Origin of the sequence: Marinobacter gudaonensis, assembly GCF_900115175.1 — a bacterium.
GTDB classification, from domain to species: Bacteria; Pseudomonadota; Gammaproteobacteria; order Pseudomonadales; family Oleiphilaceae; genus Marinobacter; species Marinobacter gudaonensis.
On the sequence record NZ_FOYV01000001.1, the window covers coordinates 1647830 to 1670918 of the forward strand.

Below are 23089 nucleotides of genomic sequence, written 5' to 3' on the forward strand. Positions count from 1 at the left end.
CAGAACGACGAAGGCCGGTACGGCTTTTCAGAACTGTAGAGGGCCAGGGATGGCCCGAAACAAGCGCACAGGGATGTGCTTGTAGCGTGTTCTGAAAAGCCGTACCGGCCTTCGTCGCGCCACCCAACTCGCAGGCTGGGTGACAATCTGAGTCAAATCACAACAGAAGGGTACGGATATCCCCAAGAAGCTGGCTAAGCAACGCGGTGAATCGAGCCGCATCGGCACCGTTCACTGCCCGGTGATCGTAGGACAGCGACAGCGGCAACATCAGCCGCGGCTGGAACGCCTTGCCATCCCACACCGGCTTCATGGCCGCCTTGGACACCCCGAGAATCGCCACCTCCGGCGTATTCACGATCGGCGTAAACGCCGTACCGCCAATGCCACCGAGGCTGGTGATGGTAAAGCAGGCACCCTGCATCTCCGCAGGCTTCAGCTGCTTGTCCCGGGCCTTCTGCGCCAGCTCTGCGCTTTCTGCGGCCAGCTCCCACAGACCCTTCTTGTCCACATCGCGGATTACCGGCACCATCAGCCCATGGGGCGTATCCACCGCAATACCGATGTGAATGTACTTCTTGCGAACCACCTCCTTGCGCTCCATGTCCAGAGACACGTTGAACTGGGGCAGTTCCGCCAGCGCCGTGGCGCAGGCCTTGAGGAGGAACGGCAGCGGCGTCATCTTCACGCCCTTCTTCTCGCCAGCGGCCTTCTGGGCTTTGCGGAAGTCCTCCATGTCGGTGATGTCAGCATCGTCAAACTGGGTCACGTGGGGCACGTTCAGCCAGCTGCGCTGCATATTGGTGGCCGTGGCCGCCATCATGCGCGACATCGACTCACGCTCAACATCGCCGAACTGGCTGAAGTCCGGGAGCTTGACCCCTGGAATGCCAGAGCCAGTGCCCACGCTGCCACCCTGCTGCGACTGTTGCAGCTGGCTCTTTACGTACGCCTGGACGTCGTCTTTGACAATCCGGCTCTTCGGCCCTGAACCCTTGATACGGGTCAGGTCCGCACCGAGTTCCCGCGCCAACTTGCGCACGGCCGGGCCTGCGTGCACCTTCGCACCCGGTGAGGGTGGCTCGTAGGTGGAACCTTGGGGCTGGGGCGCAGGCTCCTGGGCTTTCTGCTTTTGCTCGGGCTCAGCCTTGCTTTCGGACTTCGACTCGGCCTCAGTCTTGCCGGAATCCTCATCGGCCGGCTCGTCCTCAGCCTCGCCGCCTTCCTCGACGGTCATTTCCAGCAAGTCATCGCCCTCGGAGAGCTTATCGCCCTCCTTCACCAGGATCTTGCCGACCTTGCCAGCATAGGGCGAGGGAATCTCCATGGTGGCCTTGTCGGATTCCACGGTGACCAGAGGGTCGTCCTCGGAAATGGAGTCGCCTTCGGACACGTTGATCTCAATGACCGGTACATTCTCGAAACCGTCCAGAGCCGGCACCTTCACCGTCTCCTTGCGAGAGCCGCCAGACGACTTCTTCGGCGCCGGCTTGCTTTTCTCGGCGCTGTCTTCGGATTCTTCCTTCGGCTTTTCCTCGGTCTTCTCCTCGGCTTTTGCCTCGGATTCCGACTCCGCCTCGTCGCTTGCGGAATCGCCTGAGCCACCTTCGGAGGGCTCCATCATGCCGACAACATCGCCTTCTTTCACCTTATCACCCACTTTCACAGTGATCTTGGTGATCTTGCCGGCGCCCGGAGCGGGCAGTTCCACGGAGGCCTTGTCGGACTCCACCGTCAGAATCGGATCCTCTTCCTCGACCGTGTCACCAGCGCTGACGCTGATCTCGATAATCTCGACCTCGTCCGCACCGCCGAGATCCGGAACCTTGATTTCCTGTTCACTCATGGCGGTCTCCTTAGCTCAGCACCGGGTTCGTTTTGTTGCGATCGATTCCGTACTTGCGCATGGCTTCGAGAACCACTTCCTTCTTCACTTCACCATCCTGGGCCAGGGCTGAAAGCGCCGTCACCGTTACATAGTAGCGGTCCACCTCAAAGAAGCTGCGCAGCTTCTCGCGGGTGTCACTGCGACCGAAGCCGTCGGTACCCAGGGTGAGATAGGTCTTGGGAATGAACGCCCGCAGTTGCTCGGAGTGCAGCTTGATGTAGTCGGTGGACGACACCACCGGACCGGACTGCTTCTCCAGGCACTGGGTGACGTAGGCCTTCTTGGGCTTGTCATCCGGGTGCAGGCGGTTCCACCGTTCGATGTGCTGACCTTCGCGGGCCAGTTCATTGAAGCTGGTGACACTCCATACGTCTGAGGCAACACCCCAGTCGTCCTTCAGCATCTGGGCGGCAGCACGCACCTCGTTAAGGATGGCGCCGGCACCGAGCAGCTGGACCCGGGGCGTTTTCTTGCGACCCTTGGTTTCCACCGACTCGAACAGGTACATACCTTTGATGATGCCGTCCTCGCAGCCCTTGGGCATGGCCGGCTGTTCGTAGTTCTCGTTCTCGATGGTCAGGTAATAGAAAACGTTCTGGTTGTCCTCGAACATTTCCTTCATGCCCTGTCGCAGAACCACGGCCATCTCGTAGCCGTAGGCCGGGTCGTAGGCCTTACAGTTGGGGATGGTGTTCGCCAGGATATGGCTGTGGCCGTCCTGGTGCTGCAAGCCTTCACCGTTCAGTGTGGTACGGCCCGCAGTTCCACCAATCAGGAACCCTCGGGCCTGGATGTCACCGGAGGCCCACGCCAGATCCCCCACACGCTGGAAGCCGAACATGGAGTAGAAGATGTAGAACGGAATCAGCGGGAAGTTGTTGGTGCTGTAGGAGGTCGCTGCCGCCATCCAGGCCGCCATGGAGCCGTCCTCGTTAATGCCTTCCTCGAGAATCTGGCCCTTCTTGTCCTCCCGGTAGTACATGATCTGGTCACGGTCTTCCGGCACGTACTTCTGGCCTTCCGCCGTGTAGATTCCCAACTGGCGGAACATGCCCTCCATACCGAAGGTACGGGCCTCGTCCGGCACGATCGGCACCACACGCTTGCCGATGCGCTTGTCCTTGGTCAGTGCCGTGAGGATCCGCACGAACGCCATGGTGGTGGAGATCTTCCGATCACCCGAGCCGTCCAGAACCGCCTTGAAGATATCCAGTTCCGGAATCTGCAACGGCTGGCAGTCCTTGCGGCGCTTCGGATAGAAGCCGCCCAGCTCCTGCCGGCGCTTCTTCATGTAAACGATTTCCGGACTGTCCGGGGCCGGCCGGTAATACGGCACGTCCTTCAGCTCGTCGTCCTTCAGCGGCACCGCAAACCGGTCGCGGAACGACTTCAGCTGTTCGATGTCCAGTTTTTTCAGCGAGTGTGCAGTGTTCTGCGCCTCGCCGGCCTCGCCGAAACCATAGCCCTTGATGGTGTGGGCCAGGATCACGGTCGGGCGCCCGCCGTTGTTATGGATGGCGTGGTGGTAGGCCGCGTAGATCTTATACGGGTCGTGACCGCCGCGGTTGAGCTTGTTGATCTCCTCATCAGAGAGACTTTCCACCAGCTTGGCCAGTTCCGGATTGCGGCCAAAGAAATGCTTCCGGGTGTAGGCGGGCCCATTACTCTTGAAGTTCTGGAGCTCGCCGTCGCAGACCTCGTCCATGGCCCGCTGCATCACGCCTTCCTTGTCTTTTTCGAACAGCGGATCCCAATGGCGACCCCACACCACTTTCAGCACGTTCCAGCCGGCGCCACGAAATACGCCTTCGAGTTCCTGCATGATCTTGCCGTTGCCGCGAACCGGGCCATCCAGCCGCTGCAGGTTGCAGTTGACTACAAAGATGAGGTTGCTGAGGTTTTCACGGCCGGCCATGGAGATGGAGCCCAGGGTTTCCGGCTCGTCGCATTCACCGTCGCCTACGAAGCACCATACCTTGCGGTTGCCCATATCGATGAGCTCGCGGTTGTGCAGGTACTTCATCACATGAGCCTGATAGATGGCCTGGATCGGCCCCAGGCCCATGGAAACTGTCGGGAACTGCCAGTAGTCCGGCATTAGCCAGGGGTGCGGGTAGGAAGACAGACCTGTGCCGTCGACTTCCTCGCGGTACTTGTCCAGGTCCTTTTCATCGAACCGTCCTTCAAGGAAGGAACGGGCATAGATACCCGGGGAGGAGTGCCCCTGGAAATACACCAGATCGGATTCGCGCTCGTTGTCGCCACCGTGGAAGAAATAGTTGAAACCAACGTCGTAGAGGGTTGCTGCCGAGGAGAACGAGGATACGTGGCCGCCGAGGTCACCCGGACGCTGGTTGGCGCGCATGACCATGGCCATCGCATTCCAGCGGATCAGTGAGCGAATCCGCCGCTCCATGAACAGGTCACCGGGCATGGGCGCCTGCTGGGATACGGGAATGCTGTTCCGGAATGGCGTGGTAATGGAATAAGGTAGCTCGGTGCCATCGCGGCTGGCCCGTTCGGAGAGCCTCTCGAGAATATATTTGGCCCGGTCTACGCCTTCGTTCTCGATCAGAGATTCCAGCGCGTCCAGCCATTCACTGGTTTCAATGGGATCATCGTCCTGGTACATCAAACCCTCCCCTTGGCATCAAAAGGTGCAGCGCGGCCACGATCAGCAGCCGGCGCGATGCGGTGTCAATGAGCTGCGATTACATGCAGTGTGTTGTTATGGGTATATCCGCCTGACAGGTGTACCGGTGCTCAGTACACAGAACCTGTAGTAAGCATAGAACAGCTTTCACACTTTTCATGCCGGATCGCCCCGGTTTTCGGGCTTTTGACCCTGGTCGATCAGCATCGAGACAGACGTGAACAGATCTGTTATCCCAATCCGTAGTATTTTTACTACATTTCGCCTATCAAATTCAATTGAAGCCCACCCCTGAGTCCATTTCTGGGCCGCTTCTTGCGGTTAGTTACGGAAGAATGACCGTTTTTGGACCACTAAACAACCAGAATGCGACCAATGTCGTAGCATTCCTATCACAGAGAATTTTGTTACCGTGCTAAACGATCTCATTCGCCACAATTAGCGTAATTTCGAGATATTTACCCGTATTTTCATAACTTTAACGGCAGCATCTGGCCGCGGTACTGCAGTTTTCCGTCAGCTATTAATTAGACCTGAAAATAAATTCCTATTTATGTATACTTGCCTGCCTGATTTTTAACCACCAAAAAGTGGTCGGACCACTTTTTACTCAGTCAACCAACAGAGGGCGATCTATGAACTCCATCGTCACCTTTCCGAACCGGATTCCCACCACGGAGTTCGAGGAACGGCGCTTCAAGGTCTACACAGACCGCCAGCTCGACAAGATCGAGATCATTCAGAACCTTCCTGAAGAGACCCTGTTTGAGATGAAGGTGGTGGCCAGTGTGCTGCCTTTCCGGGTCAACGAATACGTTATCAATGAACTGATCAACTGGGACCAGGTGCCCAACGATCCGATCTACCAGCTTGTCTTCCCGCAGAAAGGCATGCTCAAGGATGAACATTTCGAGCGTATGGCAGCGCTGCACCGGGAAGGTGCCGACAAGAAGGAAATCCAGGCGGTCGCCAAGGAGATCCGAGACGAGCTGAACCCGCATCCGGCCGGGCAGATGGAAATGAACATGCCGGAACTGGACGGCGAGGTGCTCGACGGCGTGCAGCACAAATACCGGGAGACCGTACTGTTCTTCCCGGCCCAGGGGCAGACCTGCCACTCCTATTGCACTTTCTGTTTCCGCTGGGCGCAATTTGTCGGTGATAAAGACCTGAAGATGGCCAGCACCGAAGCCGAAAAGCTGCATGGCTACTTGAAAGAGCACACCGAAGTCACCGACCTGCTGGTGACCGGTGGCGACCCCATGGTCATGAAGACCAAGAACCTGGTGCAGTACCTGGAGCCACTGCTGGAGCCCGAGTTTGACCACATCCAGACCGTCCGGATCGGCACCAAGGCACTGACCTTCTGGCCATACCGCTTCGTGACCGACAAGGACGCCGACGAGCTGATTGATCTGTTTGCGCGCCTCGTAGACGCCGGCAAGCACGTGGCTATCATGGCCCACTACAACCACTGGCAGGAGATCACCACCGAGATTGCCGAAGAGGCGATCCGCCGCATCCGCGCCACCGGCGCCGAAATCCGCGCCCAAGGCCCGCTGATCAAGCACGTCAACGACGACGCCGACGCCTGGGCGAAGCTGTGGAAGAAGGAAGTGAAGCTGGGCATCATCCCCTACTACATGTTCGTAGAGCGGGACACCGGCGCCAAGAACTACTTCGAGGTTCCCCTGGCGGAGGCCTACCACATTTACCGGGAAGCCATGAAACAGGTCTCCGGCCTGGCGCGCACCGCGCGCGGCCCGTCCATGAGTGCTGGCCCCGGCAAGGTGGAGATCCAGGGCATCACGGAAATCAAGGGCGAAAAAGTCTTTGTGCTGCGCTTCCTGCAGGGTCGTAACCCGGACTGGGTACAACGCCCCTTCTTTGCCAAGTACAGCGACACCGCTACCTGGTTGCATGAGCTTGAGCCAGCGTTTGGCGAGGAGAAGTTTTTCTTCGAAGATGAGTACGAGCAGATGAAGAAAGGCAACGGCTGAGTCTCCTTCTGTTCCGGGCGCCGCTATCCTGGCGCCCGGGCATAGTCCCGGGGCGAACGCCCGGTCCAGCGCCGGAACGCCCGACTGAAATTGGTCACATCAGAATACCCCAGCAGGTCCGACACCTGCCCGATGCTTTTCTGACCCACCGCCAGCAGCCGCCGGGCGTGCTGCTGACGCATGGATTCCACAAGATCGCGAAACACCACACCTTCGGCGCGCAATCGACGCTGCAGGGTTCGGGTTGTGACGTTCAGCTTTGCGGCCACCTCCTCTATCGAAGCAAAGCCCATCTCCTCATCGAACACCAGATCCCGCACCTGCTGCATCAGGGAACGGCCGCCACCAAGGCGCCCCAACTCCTCCTTGCATTGCTCCCGGGCCACCCGCGCCGCCACCGGGTCAGACATAACCAGCGGGGATTGCAGGATCGACCGGTCGAACACAAAGCCATTAAAGTCGCCATCGAAGGTCAGCGGGCCGGCCATCAGGTGATCGAAGCGGCTCATGAATGAGGGCTGGGCAAAACGGACCACCCCCCTACCCCGAAGCCTGGTGCCGGTGAGTGCCTCGGCCATCGCGGCGAAACCGGTAAGCAGGAACATGGCACCCACTTCCCCCAACTGGTAGCGCTCGTCGCGCTCGGCAAAGGCCAGGCGAACCCGATCGCCCTGCTGATCCAGACGCAGCTCCAGGTCCGATGACGGCATGTTGAAGTAGGCGATGGCAATGTCCAGCGCCTCACCCAGGGTCCTTGCCACCATTGCGGCCTGGCCAATCACACCGTGACAGGACACTTTCATCTGCAGCCCCATCAGAAAGCCCATGCCAGGCTCACCGGTCAGCGAGATGGCTCGCTGGATCAACCGGGCAAAGCAGTCCCTGGGCAGGCGAAACCCACTGCGCAGAAGATCCTCGAGAACCAGCCCCTCGTGCTCCAGCAGTTCCGCCACCGGAACATTCCAGCGCTCTGTCACATCGATCAGCAGCAGGACATAGGTGCCGGGAACCGTGGGCTGGCTCGACACAATGGCAACGGCTGCCTTGTTGGTTGTCGTCAAATGATCGTTTTTTGTCATCGGTTCATAGCCGGTACTGACGTGTAGGGAATCACAATAGCAGCTGATAAAACCGGGTGTAGGTGCCCGGTTGACATGTCCAACCGTAAAAAAGGTCAAAACCATGTCTGTTGATCCGAACACCCTGAGCGACGCGGAGAAAACCGAACATATCCGCAAGACCATCCTGGAGGAGGGGCGGGCCCTGCGTCGCCGGCACCCCTGGCTGGAAAGACACCAGAACCTGATTGGTGCCACCATCATGGCCATTTCGCTTCTGGGCATGATTTCCAGCGGCGCGCTCTATGTGATGGAGCTCATACCCTGGTGGATCTGTGTTCCGGTGACAGCGATCTTTGCCTCGCTGATTCATGAGCTGGAGCACGACCTGATTCACCTCATGTACTTCAAGAACCGGCCCTGGGCCAACGATCTGATGCTGGCGCTGGGATGGCTGGCCCGAGCCAGCACCATCAGCCCATTCGTGAGGCGCAAGCTGCACCTGCACCACCACAAGTTCAGCGGAACCGAGAGTGATCTTGAGGAGCGCGGCATCACCAACGGTGAGCGCTGGGGCGTCCGTCGCCTGCTGATGACAGGCGACAACATGCTGGCCGTACTGCTGCGGCCTTTCACCATGCAGCGCGCGGTTCGTGACTACATTCGCAGCCAGAAGCCGGCGTCGCAGGGCGACGCCAGAAAAATGAGCCTGCAGCAGCTGCTCGCCTATGCGCCGCTTGGCAACCTCTATTACCTGCTGTTCCACAGCTGGGTGCTGGCACACCTGGTGCTGTTCGCCGCACAGCTCTCAGGCGCCCCCATCAGCCTGTCGGAGGGGATGGCAACCGGGCTTGCAGCGCTCGACACCTTTGCCGTGGTGTACATGCTGCCGTCTTTCCTGCGCACCTTCTGCTTGCACTTCATTAGCTCGAACATGCACTACTACGGCGATGTCGAGCCCAGGAACGTGATGCAGCAGTGCCAGGTTCTCAATCCCTGGTGGCTGATGCCGATGCAGCTGTTCTGCTTCAACTTCGGCAGTACCCACGCCATCCATCATTTTGCCGTGCGCGAGCCCTTTTACATTCGACAATGGACGGCACCGGCAGCGCACCGGGTCATGAGGAAAATGGGGGTGCGATTCAACGACTATGGCACCTTCCTGAGGGGCAATCGGTTCTCTAGGGACACGTCCTCGCGCCAGCAGGATGGCAGCGAGCTGGCCGTGTAGGCGACCAGCCATCGCGAGCGCTTGCTCGACCACCGAATCAGCGTTTTTGCTTGGGCACAAACCCCTCGGGTTTGTGCCTCAGCCACTCCACGAACGACCGCAACTCTTCCAGCTCCAGCAGTTTCTCGCGGGTGTTGAAGTACAGCCCAAGCTCATGCTCGGTGCGAGCCTTGTGAATGGCGTTATGGCAGGGTCGACACACCCACAGGGTTCGGGTAATCAGGTCGTCTTTACTGAACAGCTTCTGGAAGCGCTTCTTGCGATGCAGGTGCTTGGGGATCAGATGGTGCCGGGTGAGCTTGGCCACCCGGCGCTCGCAGAGTTCACAGTTGTCAGGCTGGGGCGGGAGTTTGAGCATTCCACCTCAATGCATCAGGGTATACAGTTTCCGCCGATAGGTCCGTACATCCGGGTTGTTGTTGCCAAGCTTGTCGAACAGTTCGATCAAGGTGGTCTTGGCCACTTCGTCCTTGTACTTGCTGTCCACCTGCATCAGGCGGATCAGCAGATCCATCGCCTCGGCGTTGTTCTCCCTTAATACGTGATGAAGCGCCAACAGGTGCAACGCGTTCGGATCTTTCGGGTCCTGCTCCAGGGCCATCTCCAGATCCTTGATTGGCGGAAGCTCGGCAGACTGCTTGAGGAACTTCACCCGTGCCGCCAGTTGCTTGGCCTGGTGCTGCAATTTCTCCTCGGGCGGCAGACTCTCGAGCACTTGTTCCGCGGTTTCCAGGTCTCCGGTCTCAGCTTTCAGCTGGGCGAGGTCGATCAATACCTGGAGGTTCTCAGGATCCTTACGGTTGAGCTCGGACAGAATGGCAAGAGCCCCGTCCACGTCGCCCTCTTCCCAGATGCGACGGGCCTTGTCGTGCGGATCCTCCTGCGGGGCCTGGACGTGTTTGTCCAGCACTTTGCGAATCTCGTTCTCCGGCAGGGCACCATTGAAACCGTCCACGGCCTGGCCGTCTTTCACCAGGATCACGGTGGGCAGGCTGCGCACGCCAAGGCTGGCGGTCAGCTGCTCCTGCTCATCCGCGTTCACCTTCGCCAGCATGAACCCGCCCTGGTATTCGTTGGCCAGCTTCTCCAGCAATGGCATCAACTGTTTGCAGGGGGCACACCACTCGGCCCAGACATCCACCAGGATGGGCGTACTGGAAGAGGCTTCCATGACCTTCTGCTGGAAGTTTTCCATGGTCGCTTCGAAGATGTAGGGGGAGTTGCTCATGCCTGGCACCTGAAATTGTCGAAAGTTGTCGAGAGATCTTGAGATAAACAGGGCACCGTCCCTGAATCTCTGCGAATTGTCTGAGGACATGGGGCCGGCCCTGCAGAAATCAAGGCTTTGGAGACAAAACCCAACTCCTTGAAATTACCGTATCTGGCGTTACATAGGCTACAGAGACAGCCGACACAGACAGGACCTCGGGCCCACGTCTTACCCGGCCCGGCGTAACGTACAACCTTTCCGGATGGACAGTTCACGGCATGAATGACGACACCCGCAACGATTCGTTTGAAGAGTTCGAAGAGGATGTGACCGAATACATTGGCAGGGACGAGCACAGCAAGGGCCTGGCGCTGCCCCAGCAATTGATGCCCCGGCGCATGTACGTGCTGCCGGTGTCCAATCGTCCCTTCTTCCCGGCCCAGGTCCAGCCTGTGATGGTGAACCAGAACCCCTGGCACGAGACCCTGAAGCGGGTCGGGGAAACCGATCACAAGGTACTGGGCATCTGCTTTGTGGAAGAACCGGAAGCCGAGGAAGGCGTGCCCGCCAGCGACCAGCTGGAAACCATGGGCTGTGCCGTGCGGGTGCATCACGCCCAGAGCCAGGACGGCAAGGTTCAGTTCATTGCCCAGGGCCTGCAGCGCTTCCGAATTACCCAGTGGCTCCGTCGCAAGCCCCCCTACCTGGTGGAGGTGGAGTACCCGACCGAGCCCGAAGAAGAAGCCGACGAACTGAAGGCCTATACCCTGGCCATCATCAGCGCCATCAAGGAGCTGTTGCGATCCAACCCCCTGTACGGCGAGGAAGTGAAGCAATACCTGTCCCGGTTCGGGCCGGACGATAGCTCGCCCCTGGCCGATTTTGGCGCTTCCATGACCAGCGCCCCGGGTCACGAACTGCAGGACGTGCTCGACACCGTCCCGCTGCTGCGCCGCATGGAAAAAGTGCTTCTGCTGATGCGCAAGGAACAGGAGGTGGCCCGCCTGCAGTCGGAAATCAGCGAAGAGGTCAACGCCAAGGTGCAGAAGCACCAGCGGGAGTTTTTCCTCAAGGAACAGCTCAAGGTCATCCAGCGCGAGCTGGGCATGGCCAAGGACGACAAGACCGCCGACGTGGAGCGCTTCGAGCAGCGCATGGCAGAACGCCATCCACCGGAAGCGGTGCAGGAACGTTTCAGGGACGAGCTAGAGAAGTTGCAGGTTCTGGAGCAGGGCTCGCCCGAGTACGGCGTTACCCGCAACTACCTGGACTGGCTGACCCAGGTACCCTGGGGCCTTCACTCCGAGGACCACTTCGACCTGGCCGAGGCCCGCAGGATTCTCGACCGCGACCACGACGGCCTGGACGACGTCAAGGATCGCATCGTGGAGTTCCTGGCCGAGGGCACCTTCAAGAAAGAAGTGAGCGGTTCCATTCTGTTGTTGGTGGGCCCGCCAGGCGTGGGCAAAACCTCCATCGGCCATTCCGTGGCCGATGCCCTCGGGCGGGAGTTTTACCGCTTCAGCGTCGGCGGCATGCGCGACGAGGCCGAGATCAAGGGCCATCGCCGCACTTACATCGGTGCCATGCCGGGCAAGTTCGTGCAGGCCCTGAAGGATTCGAAGGTAGCCAACCCCGTGATCATGCTCGATGAAATCGACAAGATCGGCGCCTCGTTCCAGGGCGATCCGGCCTCGGCCCTGCTGGAAACCCTGGACCCGGAGCAGAACCGGGATTTCCTCGACCACTACCTGGATGTTCGCATGGACCTGTCCAAGGTGCTGTTCATCTGCACCGCGAACCAGCTCGACACCATTCCCCGGCCGCTGCTGGATCGAATGGATGTGATCCGCCTGTCCGGCTACATTTCCGAGGAAAAACTGGCCATTGCCAAGCACCACCTGTTGCCCCGGCTATTGAAGCGAGCTGGGCTGCTCAAAAAGCAGTTCAACATCACCGATGCCGCCATCCGGCAAGTGATCGAGGGGTATGCCCGTGAGGCTGGCGTGCGCAACCTGGAAAAGCTGCTGCACAAGATCCTGCGCAAGGGCATCGTCAAGCTTCTGGAGCATCCGGACCAGCCGGTCAAGGTGGGCGTCAACGATCTGCCCGAATACCTCGGGCAGCCGGCGTTCCGGAAAGAGAAGTCGTTGAAAGGCGTTGGTGTGGTAACCGGTCTGGCCTGGACCGCCATGGGCGGGGCCACCCTGAGCATCGAGGCGTCCCGGATCCACAGCAGCCAGCGCGGCTTCAAGCTCACCGGCCAGCTCGGCGACGTGATGAAGGAATCCGCGGAGATTGCCTACAGCTTCGTGTCCTCAAACCTGAAACGCTTCAAGGGTGACCCCACGTTCTTCGATAAGTCCTTCGTGCACCTGCACGTTCCCGAGGGGGCTACCCCCAAGGATGGCCCCAGCGCCGGCGTGACCATGGCCACTGCGCTCTTGTCCATTGCCCGTCGGGAAGCCCCACAGCAAAACATTGCCATGACCGGCGAGCTGACCCTCACCGGCCAGGTGCTGCCCGTGGGCGGGATTCGTGAAAAAGTCATTGCCGCCCGGCGGCAGAGGATCAGCAACCTGATCCTGCCGGAGGCCAATCGGGGCGATTACGAGGAACTGCCGGACTACCTGAAGGAAGGACTGGTGGTGAACTTCGCCAAGCAATACAGCGATGTCTTTCAGGTGTGTTTTGGCAACAAACCGAGAAAGGGGTCTTCGGTGCATTAGCCGTGGAAGCTTGTCGGATTACGCTTCGCTAATCCGACCTACGGGGTTGAGGTGGTGGACTGGTAGGTCGGATTAGACTTAAAGGGTCGTAATCCGACACCCCGGTTCAGCCCTTTTCCTTCCAGCCATCATCGTTCAACACTGACCCTACCGTCAGCACCGGCGAGGCATCGATGTCATCCGCATCCATCATGTTCGCCACCCGCTGCAGCGAGGCCAGGATCATGGTCTGCTCCCACTCCGCCAGGCTCTGGAACTTCTGGATGAAATCTTCCTGCAACGGATTCGGGGCCCGAGACAGCAATTCGGCGCCTTCATCAGTCAGATGCGCGTGCACCTTGCGTTTATCCCGGGTACTGCGCACCCGATACACCAGTTTGCGATGTTCCAGGCGATCCAGAATCGTGGTAACAGTCGCCTGGCTGAGGCTGACTTTTTCAGCAATCGTGCCGATAGTGACCTCGCCCAGGTCCCGGATGGTTCGCATGATCAGCAACTGCGGACCAGTCAGGCCCGCGTATTTGCTCAGACGCTTGGAATGCAGGTCCGTGGCCCGGATCACGCGCCGCAGCGCCACCAGCACATCTTCGTAACTGTTCAAGTCATTACTCCGAGTCGGTTTTCGCCAATTCTTTATACCCCTAACTATTAGAGGTCTTTGCACCCGGAAAAGCAAGTCGGGGACTGTGCCTGCATTTTTTCCGTCAGCCACTATGCTAAGGTCACGCCTCTGCTCAATTTCCCATAACCAGATGGACCCAGCACGATGATCAAGTTGTTGCTTACCTTTCTTTTCGCGTTGGCTTTTTCCGGCACCCTGCAGGCCCAGCAAAACCTCGGTCCGGACGAGCCTCTTACCGAGGAGGACCTGGAGGAAAGCATTGAGACCCTGGACGAGCCCATGTACACCCCATTCGTTGAACTCTATTTGCTGGAGGAAACCAAGGCCCTGCGCAAGGAGATGCAGAGCACCCGGGCCGAGCTGATCGAGAAGGTGGTGGACAAGGAACTGTCCGTGGCCGACAAGACCATGTCCTATGCCACCGACACGGTCACTTACTTTTTCTACCTGATTGCCGGCGCTACCTCCATTCTGGTGGTCATCGGCTGGAACTCGATCCGGGACATGCGCAACCAGCTCACCAGTCTTGCCGAGAAGCGGGTGAACGAGCTCGTGGTGGAGTATGAAAAGCGCCTTGAGTTTATCGAGGAACAACTGAAACAGAAATCCGACATCATTCATCAGAATCAGGCGGAGATAGAGCGCACCAACGAGGTGCATTCGCTCTGGCTCAAGGCCAGCCAGGAGACCTCCCAGCAGAACAAGATTGCCGCCTACGACCAGATACTGGACCTGCGCCCTGACGACGTCGAGGCACTGAGCTACAAGGCCGATGCCGTGCTCGAGATGCAGGAGCCCCTGTGGGCCATCAGCCTCTGCCAGCGGGCACTTAAGCTGGCACCGGATAACGGCCACGCGCACTACCAACTGGCATGCGCGTACGCTGAAATGGGTCGCTGGGACGATGCGGTCAGCACCCTGAAGAAAGCTATTGAAATTTCTGAGGCATACCGCGACGATGCTTCGGTAGACGTGAGTTTCGCCCAGCTGCGCGAGCACGAGAACTTCCGCGCACTGGTTGCACAGGATGACGAAGACGGCACGGACGCCTAGAGCGGCTCAGAGCGGCACGGGAATTGCTGAGACAGGCTGCCCGTGTTCCGGAGCAACCACCCGGCCCGACGCTTGACAAGGGCAGGACTGTGGTGTTTGTTTAACTCTCTGAGAACACAAGAATAACCCTGAACCATAACAGGACAGAATCAATGAGAACTTCAGTGAAAAAACTCGTTACCGCCGTCAGCACTTCCGTAGCCCTGATGGGCGCAGGTCACGCCGCCGCCGAGATCCAGATTGGTATCGCCGGCCCCATGACCGGCCCCGTTGCCCAGTATGGTGACATGCAGTTTTCCGGCGCCCGCATGGCGATTGAGCAGATCAACGCCAACGGCGGTGTTATGGGCGAAGAGCTCGTTGCCGTTGAATACGACGACGTCTGTGATCCCAAGCAGGCGGTAACCGTAGCCAACAGTCTGGTGAACGACGGTGTCCGCTTCGTTGTGGGCCACCTGTGCTCCAGCTCCACCCAGCCGGCCTCTGACATCTACGAAGACGAAGGCATCCTCATGGTGACTCCGGCGTCCACCAGCCCGGAAATCACCGAGCGTGGCTACGAGCTGGTGTTCCGCACCATCGGTCTGGACAGCATGCAGGGCCCGGTTGCGGCGCGCTACATTGCCTCCCAGAGCCCTGAGCGCGTGGCCATCGTCCACGACAAGCAGCAGTACGGTGAAGGTATTGCCACCGCGGTGCGCGATACCCTGCAGAACGAGGGCATCGAGATTGCCATGTTCGAGGGCATCACTGCCGGCGACAAGGACTTCTCGTCCCTGGTCACCAAGCTCAAGCAGGCAGACGTGGACTACGTCTACTACGGCGGCTACCACCCGGAGCTGGGTCTGATTCTGCGTCAGGCGCGTCAGGCTGATCTTGACGCCAAGTTCATGGGCCCCGAGGGCGTGGGCAACAAGGACATCAACACCATCGCCGGCGAAGCCGCTGAAGGTCTGTTGGTAACCCTGCCGCCAGCGTTCGACCAGAAAGCCGAGAACCAGGCTCTGGTTAAAGCCTTCCAGGACAAGGGCGAGGATCCATCCGGCCCGTTCGTTCTGACTTCCTACACTGCTGTTCAGCTGATTGCTGATGGTATCGAGGCCGCCGAATCCACCGATCCGTTCGAGGTTGCCGCTGCCCTGCGCGAAGGCACCTTCCAGACCCCGATCGGCACCGTGGAGTACGACAAGGCCGGCGATATGAAGTCATTCGAGTTTGTTGTGTACGAATGGCATTCAGATGGCAGCAAAACTCCGGTAAACTAAGCCATTATCGTTAACAAACGGTAATTATGAGAGCACCTTCTCACCGCGATCCGGGAGAAGGTGTTTTTCTAGGCTCCTGTTGATCCTCCCCCATTTCCGCCCCGGATATCCCGGCAGCGGGGTGTGGTAGCGGAGGGAGCAGGCTTTCGGAGTTCCATAACAATGCAAGACCTCCTGTATTTCTTCCAGCAGCTCATTAACGGGCTGACGATCGGGAGCGCCTACGCCCTGATCGCCATCGGTTACACGATGGTTTACGGCATCATCGGCATGATCAACTTTGCCCATGGTGAAATCTATATGATCGGCGCCTACACCGCGCTGATTGCCATAACCGGACTGGCGACGCTGGGTATCGCCTGGCTACCCCTGGTCCTGATCGTGGCACTGATTTGCGCCATGCTCGTGTCCAGCTCCATGGGCTGGGCGGTTGAACGGGTGGCCTACCGGCCGGTACGCGGGCGTCACCGCCTGATTCCGTTGATCTCCGCCATCGGCATGTCGATCTTCCTGCAGAACTACGTGCACCTGGCCCAGGGTTCCCGCAACATCGGCTTCCCGGCCCTGATCGACGGCGGCTTCAACTTCGGTTCCGCCGATGGTTTCCAGATGTCACTGTCGTACATGCAGATCACCATATTCATCACCACCCTGGTCTGTATGACAGCCCTCTCCATGTTCATTTCCCGCTCCCGTACCGGTCGGGCGTGCCGGGCCGTTTCCCAGGACCTGGGCATGGCCAACCTGCTGGGCATCGACACCAACCGGATCATCTCCGCAACCTTCGTCATCGGCGCAGCCCTGGCCGCGGTGGCCGGACTGCTCCTGGGCATGTACTACGGCTCGGTGGATCCTCTCTTCGGCTTTATTGCCGGCCTGAAAGCCTTTACGGCAGCGGTTCTTGGCGGCATCGGCAGTATCCCCGGCGCCATGCTGGGCGGGTTGATACTTGGGGTAGCCGAAAGCATGACCTCCGGCTATCTCAGCGGAGAATACAAGGACGTGATCTCGTTCAGCCTGCTGATCCTGATTCTGCTGTTCAAACCCACCGGCCTGCTCGGCAAACCGGAGGTTGAAAAGATCTGATGGCTGCCAACAATATGCGACACGCGCTCTTCTGCGCGGTTATCACACTCGTAATTTCCTATCCGATTATCGGTTTTAACCTGGAAGCCCAAGGAATTAATGTCACGCTGACCGGCGCCGACACCGGCACCATCGTGATGGTGCTGCTGGCTGCGGTCCTTGTGTTCCTGTTCCAGCTGTTCCGGGACACCATCATGGGTACCCTCGGCAACCTGCCAAACCCGCTCCCCAAGACCAAGAGCGAACCCATGTCGGAGAACCGGCGAGCGAAGATCGAATCCTGGGTACTCAGTGGTCTCCTCGTGCTGGCCCTGTTCTGGCCGTTCTTCGTGTCCCGGGGCGCGGTTGACCTGGCCACCCTGGTACTGATCTACATTATGCTGGCCCTGGGCCTGAACGTGGTGGTGGGTCTGGCGGGTCTGCTGGACCTTGGCTACGTGGCTTTTTACGCCGTGGGCGCCTACACCTTCGCCCTGCTGTCCCAGTACATGGGCATTTCGTTCTGGCTGGCACTGCCCATCGGCGCTCTGCTGGCGGCCTTGTTCGGCCTGGTGCTGGGCTTCCCGGTGTTGCGATTGCGAGGTGACTACCTGGCCATTGTGACCCTGGGCTTCGGTGAGATCATCCGGATCCTGCTGAATAACTGGACCACGCTCACCGGCGGCCCCAATGGCATCGGCGGCATCCCGGAACCCACCCTGTTCGGCATGGAGTTCGGTCGCCGCGTAAAAGAAGAAGGTAACACCTCCTTCCACGAGACGTTCGGCATAGCCTATGCCGGCGAGCACAAGGTGATTTTCCTGTACCTGATTGCCCTGGTTCTGGCGGTGTTCACTGCCCTGGTGATCCGCCGGTTCATGCGCATGCCGGTCGGTCGGGCCTGGGAAGCACTGCGCGAAGATGAAATCGCCGCCCGCTCCCTCGGCCTGAGCCGCACCGCGGTGAAGCTGTCGGCGTTTACCATTGGCGCCTTCTTTGCCGGCTTTGCCGGAACCGTGTTCGCCTCCAAGCAGGGCTTTATCAGCCCGGAATCGTTTGTCTTCCTGGAATCAGCCATCATCCTCGCGATCGTGGTGCTCGGGGGCATGGGCTCCCAGATCGGGGTAGTCCTGGCAGCCATTGCCGTGACCATCCTGCCGGAGCTGGCCCGTGAGTTTTCCGAATACCGGATGCTGATCTTCGGCGCCGCCATGGTGCTGATGATGGTCTGGCGCCCGCAGGGTCTCATGCCCATGCGCCGCATCCATATCGAACTGAAAAAGCAGGAGTGACAGGCGATGCTTGAAGTACAGAATCTGTCCATGCGCTTTGGCGGCCTGCTTGCCGTAGACCAGGTGTCTCTGGACGTACAGGAACGGGAAATCGTTTCCATTATCGGCCCCAACGGGGCCGGCAAGACCACCGTGTTCAACTGCATGAGTGGTTTCTACAAACCCACTGGCGGAAAAATCCTGTTCGAGGGCAACGAAGTCCAGGGCAAGCCCGATTACAAGATCTCCCGCCTGGGCATGGTGCGCACCTTCCAGCACGTCCGTCTGTTCAGCCAGATGACGGTGGTGGAGAACCTGCTGGTGGCCCAGCATCGACACCTGAACACCAACCTGATTGCGGGGTTGCTCAAAACGCCCGATTACCGGACCCGGGAGAACAAGTCCCTGGACCGTGCCGCCTATTGGCTGGAGCGGGTCGGTCTGCTGGACCTGGCCAACAGGGAGGCTGGCAACCTGGCCTACGGCCAGCAACGGCGCCTGGAAATCGCGCGCTGCATGGTCACCGAACCGAAACTCCTGATGCTGGACGAGCCGGCAGCGGGCCTTAACCCGGCGGAAACCAAAGACCTCAACCAGCTGATTGTCAGCCTGAAGGAGGACTACAACGTTTCCGTGGTGCTGATTGAGCACGACATGAGCCTGGTGATGGACATCTCCGACCGTATCAACGTGATCAACCAGGGTCGCCCCCTGGCTAGTGGTACGCCGGAGGAAATCCGCCAGAACGACGACGTGATCAAAGCCTATCTGGGCGAGGCCTGAGGTAAAACCATGCTAGTACTTGAAGATGTCCATACCCACTACGGCAAGATCGAGGCCTTGCACGGCGTCTCCGTTGAGGTCAAAAAGGGCGAGATCGTTTCACTCATCGGTGCCAATGGTGCCGGCAAGACCACCTTGCTGATGACCGTATGTGGCAACCCCCAGGCCAGTTCCGGGCGCATTTTCCTCGAGGGCCGCGAAATTACCAGCGAGCCCACCGCGCAGATCATGCGCTCGGGCATTTCCATCGTGCCGGAAGGCCGCCGGATCTTTTCCGGCCTGACAGTTGAAGAGAACCTCCACATGGGTGGCTTCTTCAACACCAAGGCGGAGATTCGCAAGAGCATCGACCATGTCTACGACCTGTTCCCCCGCCTCAAGGAGCGTGAACACCAGCGGGCGGGCACCATGTCGGGCGGCGAACAGCAGATGCTGGCCATTGGCCGTGCGCTGATGAGCAAGCCCCGCATGATCATCCTCGATGAACCCTCCCTGGGATTGGCGCCACTGGTGATCAAGCAGATTTTCGAGATCATCGGCCAGTTGCGGGACGAAGGCATCACCGTGTTCCTGGTTGAGCAGAATGCACACCAGGCGCTCAACCTGGCCGACCGTGGCTATGTCCTGGAAACCGGCAAGATCCGTCTGCACGACACCGGCAAGAACCTGCTTGCCAACCCGGATGTACAGAACGCCTACCTGGGCGGATAGGATCGATAGCACATCATTGCGATGGGAAATAGCCGGCACATGGCGACATGTTCCGGCTTTTTTCTTGGAAAAATCAAATACTCACCCAGTTTTTGCCTTGCACCGGCAGGATATCAACTATACTCACTGCAACGGTCATCCTGTCTCCACAAAGACCAGTCAGGGCCGTTTTCACCATGGCGGCTTCATCGTGGCTGCATGGTGTTTTGCGACGACAGCTATAAACCACAGAAAGGAGTGGATAATGAAAAAACTGATCGCAGGTGCAATTCTTCTGGGTGCTTCCTCCATGGCCTTTGCCCAGCCGGGCTGTGGCGTAGGCGCCATGATCTGGAAGGGACAGTCCGGGATTGCCCCCCACGTTCTGGCTGCAACCACCAACGGTACCTTTGGTAACCAGACCTTTGGCATGACCACAGGCACCCTCGGCTGCCAGACCAACCAAGCCGTCCAGTCCATGGCCATGTACATGGACAGCAACATCGACAAGGTCGCCCGCGACATGTCCCGCGGTTCCGGTGAGAACCTGGACACCCTGGCCGTGCTGCTGGGTGTTGACGAAGCGGATCGCGACACCTTCCGTAAAGTGCTGCAGGACAACTTCGCTGCCATTTTCCCGAGTTCTGAAACCACCTCAGGCGAAGCGGTTGACGCCATCGTTGCCCTGCTGGAGAAGAACGACTCACTCAGCAAGTACGTAGCGGCCTGATACAGGCAAACTGAAAGGATGCGCTCATGCGCCAGGGACGGCGCATCGCTCCACCCCCGACATCGTTCAACCCCCGGATGCAGCACACTTCATGGGCAACATGCTTCGCATTGGGCCGGTCCTGATCTGGCTCGCAGTCAGCCTGCCAACCCAGGCGACACCCGCCGAACAACACAACGAACTCCACCTTGATCCGGCCTGGCTGACGCTGGTTCACTATCAGCCCGACACCTTCGGCGAGGGCTACACCAGCCAGGCGGACGATCCGGACTTTTTCCTGAGCGACCAGGGCAAGTACTCGCCGAAAGCCGAACTGCAGGCAACCCTGGCCGCCGTCCGCCAGCCCGGTGGCGGCGACAACCATGCCCGCTGCCGGTTTCCGGCCAGAACCCAGTGGCTCAAACAGGAGCTGGACCTGTCCTTGCCCGATATCCGTTGCCCGGGCTATCAGGAGTGGTCGGACACACTGAATACCGAAACCGTCACACTGGTGTTTGCAGCGTCCTACCTGAACAGCCCGTCGTCCATGTTTGGCCACACATTCCTGCGTCTGGATCCGCCCCAGGAGGATGAAGAGACCAACCTGCTGCTGGCCAACACCATCTCCTATGCCGCCGATGCCGCCGCCCACGACAGCGAGATCCTGTTTGCCTACAAGGGCATCTTTGGCGGCTATCCGGGCATCACCACCATCCAGCCCTATTACGAGAAAATCCGGCTTTATTCAGACATCGAACATCGGGATCTCTGGGAGTACAAGCTGAACCTGACCCAGAGCGAAGTGGACATGATGATTGCCCACGCCTGGGAAATCCGTGACCGTAACTTCGATTACTATTTCTTCGACGAAAACTGCGCCTATCGCCTGCTGGCCCTGATCGACATTGCCCGCCCAGGCACAGACCTTCTGAGCGAAGTAAGCACTCACGCCATTCCCTCTGACACGGTACGCTGGGTGGTGGATCGCAACCTGGTAAGCGAGGTTTATTATCGCCCCTCGGCAGCCACCTCGGTGGCCTACAGCCTCGACAGTCTGCCCGACGATCACCAGACCCTCGCCGCCGCCATCGCCAACGGTTATGTGGCTGTGGGAGACCCGGAGGTCCAGGTGCTGCCCCCCGAGGAACGCGCCCACGTTCTGGATGCCACCTACGACTACGTGCGCTACAAGAGCGAAGCGGACGGCTGGCCCCGGGAGATCGCCGCCCCACTCTCCCATGACCTGCTTCGGGAGCGCAGCCGGATCAACGGCGTCGCCCCACCGGAAGCTCCCCCCGAACCGGCCGTTCGCGATGATCAGGGCCACGACACCTTCCGCCTGAGCCTGGGCGCCGGTCAGCTGGCGCACCGGGAATTCACCCAGCTCATCGTGCGACCTGCCTACCACGACGTGCTGGACCCGCCCGCCGGGTACCGCAGCGGTGCCCAGCTTCAGTTTCTCAGACTGGACGCCCGTCTCTATACCGACAACAACGAGCTGCAGCTGGAACAACTGACCGGTGTCGAAATCCGTTCCCTGAGTCCCCGCAACGCGTTTTTCTCACCGCTGTCCTGGCAGGTGGGTTTCGGCGGCCGGCGAACCGATACCGGCACCGACCGGGTGCTCACCCCGTACCTTGAGGGAGGCGCCGGCGGCAGCTGGAGCCTGGGCAACCAGACCCAGGCCTTTGCTTTGGCGACCGCCGACCTGGAGATCGACGACGACTTGCGCCGAGGCTACGACGCCGCGCCAGGCGCCGACATCGGCCTGCTGCACCAGAACAACCGCTTCAGTCTGCTGGCCGGCGTGAAAACCAAGGCCTGGATCGTCAGCAGCCAGCACCGCCAGGATCAACTGTACGCCAACGCCAACTGGCACCTGGGCCGTGACTTCAGCCTGTTTGCCAGATTCGCCCGGGAACACCACTACGACAGGTACCAGAGCCTATGGCAAGCCGGACTCCACGCCTACTTCTGAAAGCCGCAGGCCGGTGCGTCGGGCTACTGCTCGCCGTCCTGCTGCTGCCCGGCTGCAGCAGCCTGTTCTTCTATCCGGACCGGGCCACCTACATTACCCCGGACCGCCTGAACCTTGCTTACGAGGACATCTACCTGGACACCGCCGACGGCGAAACCCTCCACGGTTGGTGGCTGCCCGCCGAAACCCCGGATAACAAGGTCCGGGGCACCGTCTACTTCCTCCACGGCAACGCCCAGAACATCAGCAGCCACATCCTCAACGTGTCCTGGCTCCCGGAAAAGGGCTACAACGTCTTCACCATCGACTACCGGGGCTACGGCCAGTCCACCGGCGACCCGGACCTCGAAGGCGCACTGCACGATGTCGAAACCGGCCTGCGCTGGCTGGCCGACAAATCCGAAGTGAAGACCCGGCCTCTCTACATACTCGGCCAGAGTCTCGGCGGCGGCCTGGGCATCGCCCTGGCCAGCGAGTGGACCCAACGCCAGGAACAACCCCGCCTGGATGGTGTCATCCTGGACGGCACCTTCTCAGGCTTCCGCAGAATCGCCCGGGAAAAACTGGGTGAGTTCTGGCTCACCTGGCCATTACAGATTCCGCTAAGCTGGACCATCCCAGACGATTACGAGGGCGTGGATCATATTCCCCGAATCAGCCCGGTGCCTGTGATGGTGATTCACAGCGTGCGGGATGGGATCATCCCGTTTCATCATGGGGAGGCGCTTTTTGAGGCCGCGAAAGAGCCCAAAGAATTCTTGCAGACGGATACGCCTCACGGGGCAACGTTTGTGATTCCGGGGTATCGGAAAGAGATGATTCAGTTTATGGGACAATAAAAAACCCGCCAATCCAGAGGACAGGCGGGTTCTTGTTTGTCGGAT

The 23089-nt window shown here is 59.5% G+C and carries 18 protein-coding genes; 12 read left to right on the top strand and 6 right to left on the bottom strand.

From position 1 onward, the window contains the following. Positions 1-157 precede the first annotated feature (157 nt). Positions 158-1846, bottom strand: a complete 1689-nt coding sequence (gene aceF / locus BM344_RS07565) for a dihydrolipoyllysine-residue acetyltransferase (RefSeq protein WP_091987842.1) — start codon at positions 1844-1846, stop codon at positions 158-160. 10 nt (positions 1847-1856) lie between these two features. Beyond that, a complete protein-coding gene (aceE, locus tag BM344_RS07570) occupies positions 1857-4520 on the bottom strand; it encodes a pyruvate dehydrogenase (acetyl-transferring), homodimeric type (protein WP_091987845.1) in 2664 nt (887 codons plus the stop codon). Between the two features lie 656 nt (positions 4521-5176). On the opposite strand from aceE, the gene BM344_RS07575 reads away from it, so the two are divergent. Continuing rightward, positions 5177-6541, top strand: coding sequence for a KamA family radical SAM protein (locus BM344_RS07575; protein ID WP_091987847.1), 1365 nt, complete (start codon positions 5177-5179; stop codon positions 6539-6541). A 23-nt stretch (positions 6542-6564) separates the two neighbouring features. Here BM344_RS07575 and BM344_RS07585 read toward each other — a convergent pair whose 3' ends face one another. Next, positions 6565-7620 (bottom strand): AraC family transcriptional regulator, encoded by a 1056-nt coding sequence (locus tag BM344_RS07585; protein ID WP_167363224.1) that lies wholly within the window; start codon positions 7618-7620, stop codon positions 6565-6567. A 103-nt stretch (positions 7621-7723) separates the two neighbouring features. Here BM344_RS07585 and BM344_RS07590 point away from each other — a divergent pair, with 103 nt between their 5' ends. Beyond that, positions 7724-8830 (top strand): fatty acid desaturase, encoded by a 1107-nt coding sequence (locus BM344_RS07590; RefSeq protein ID WP_091987852.1) that lies wholly within the window; start codon positions 7724-7726, stop codon positions 8828-8830. A gap of 37 nt (positions 8831-8867) precedes the next feature. Here BM344_RS07590 and BM344_RS07595 read toward each other — a convergent pair whose 3' ends face one another. Together BM344_RS07595 and trxA are read right to left on the bottom strand one after the other, a co-directional pair. Continuing rightward, positions 8868-9188 carry a hypothetical protein gene (locus BM344_RS07595; RefSeq protein ID WP_091987853.1) on the bottom strand — a complete coding sequence of 107 codons (321 nt, stop codon included), beginning with the start codon at positions 9186-9188 and terminating at the stop codon, positions 8868-8870. Positions 9189-9194: 6 nt separating this feature from the next. Further along, positions 9195-10058 carry a thioredoxin gene (trxA, locus tag BM344_RS07600; RefSeq protein ID WP_091987856.1) on the bottom strand — a complete coding sequence of 288 codons (864 nt, stop codon included), beginning with the start codon at positions 10056-10058 and terminating at the stop codon, positions 9195-9197. Between the two features lie 260 nt (positions 10059-10318). Here trxA and lon point away from each other — a divergent pair, with 260 nt between their 5' ends. Further along, positions 10319-12769 (top strand): endopeptidase La, encoded by a 2451-nt coding sequence (lon, locus tag BM344_RS07605; RefSeq protein WP_091987858.1) that lies wholly within the window; start codon positions 10319-10321, stop codon positions 12767-12769. Between the two features lie 106 nt (positions 12770-12875). Here the strand turns inward: lon and BM344_RS07610 are convergent, their stop codons facing one another. Then, positions 12876-13370, bottom strand: a complete 495-nt coding sequence (locus BM344_RS07610) for a MarR family winged helix-turn-helix transcriptional regulator (RefSeq protein ID WP_091987861.1) — start codon at positions 13368-13370, stop codon at positions 12876-12878. A 165-nt stretch (positions 13371-13535) separates the two neighbouring features. Between BM344_RS07610 and BM344_RS07615 the strand changes: the two genes are divergently transcribed. From BM344_RS07615 to BM344_RS07655, 9 genes are all read left to right on the top strand, one after another. Next, positions 13536-14444 (top strand): TPR end-of-group domain-containing protein, encoded by a 909-nt coding sequence (locus BM344_RS07615; RefSeq protein WP_091987863.1) that lies wholly within the window; start codon positions 13536-13538, stop codon positions 14442-14444. A gap of 152 nt (positions 14445-14596) precedes the next feature. Beyond that, positions 14597-15709, top strand: coding sequence for a branched-chain amino acid ABC transporter substrate-binding protein (locus tag BM344_RS07620; protein ID WP_091987865.1), 1113 nt, complete (start codon positions 14597-14599; stop codon positions 15707-15709). Between the two features lie 162 nt (positions 15710-15871). Continuing rightward, a complete protein-coding gene (livH, locus tag BM344_RS07625; protein ID WP_091987867.1) occupies positions 15872-16795 on the top strand; it encodes a high-affinity branched-chain amino acid ABC transporter permease LivH in 924 nt (307 codons plus the stop codon). Beyond that, positions 16795-18066, top strand: a complete 1272-nt coding sequence (locus tag BM344_RS07630) for a high-affinity branched-chain amino acid ABC transporter permease LivM (protein WP_091987869.1) — start codon at positions 16795-16797, stop codon at positions 18064-18066. Before livH ends, BM344_RS07630 begins: the two co-directional genes overlap by 1 nt. A gap of 6 nt (positions 18067-18072) precedes the next feature. Next, on the top strand, positions 18073-18828 hold the full coding sequence (gene livG / locus BM344_RS07635) for a high-affinity branched-chain amino acid ABC transporter ATP-binding protein LivG (RefSeq protein ID WP_091987872.1): 756 nt from the start codon (positions 18073-18075) through the stop codon (positions 18826-18828). Positions 18829-18837: 9 nt separating this feature from the next. Continuing rightward, entirely contained in the window at positions 18838-19539 is a 702-nt protein-coding gene (locus BM344_RS07640; protein WP_091987873.1) for an ABC transporter ATP-binding protein, read from the top strand. A 244-nt stretch (positions 19540-19783) separates the two neighbouring features. Further along, on the top strand, positions 19784-20248 hold the full coding sequence (locus BM344_RS07645; RefSeq protein ID WP_091987876.1) for a DUF3015 domain-containing protein: 465 nt from the start codon (positions 19784-19786) through the stop codon (positions 20246-20248). Between the two features lie 91 nt (positions 20249-20339). Next, complete coding sequence (locus tag BM344_RS07650; RefSeq protein WP_091987879.1) at positions 20340-22205, top strand: Lnb N-terminal periplasmic domain-containing protein; 1866 nt, start codon at positions 20340-20342, stop codon at positions 22203-22205. Then, a complete protein-coding gene (locus tag BM344_RS07655) occupies positions 22175-23044 on the top strand; it encodes an alpha/beta hydrolase (protein WP_091987881.1) in 870 nt (289 codons plus the stop codon). Before BM344_RS07650 ends, BM344_RS07655 begins: the two co-directional genes overlap by 31 nt. Positions 23045-23089 lie beyond the last annotated feature (45 nt).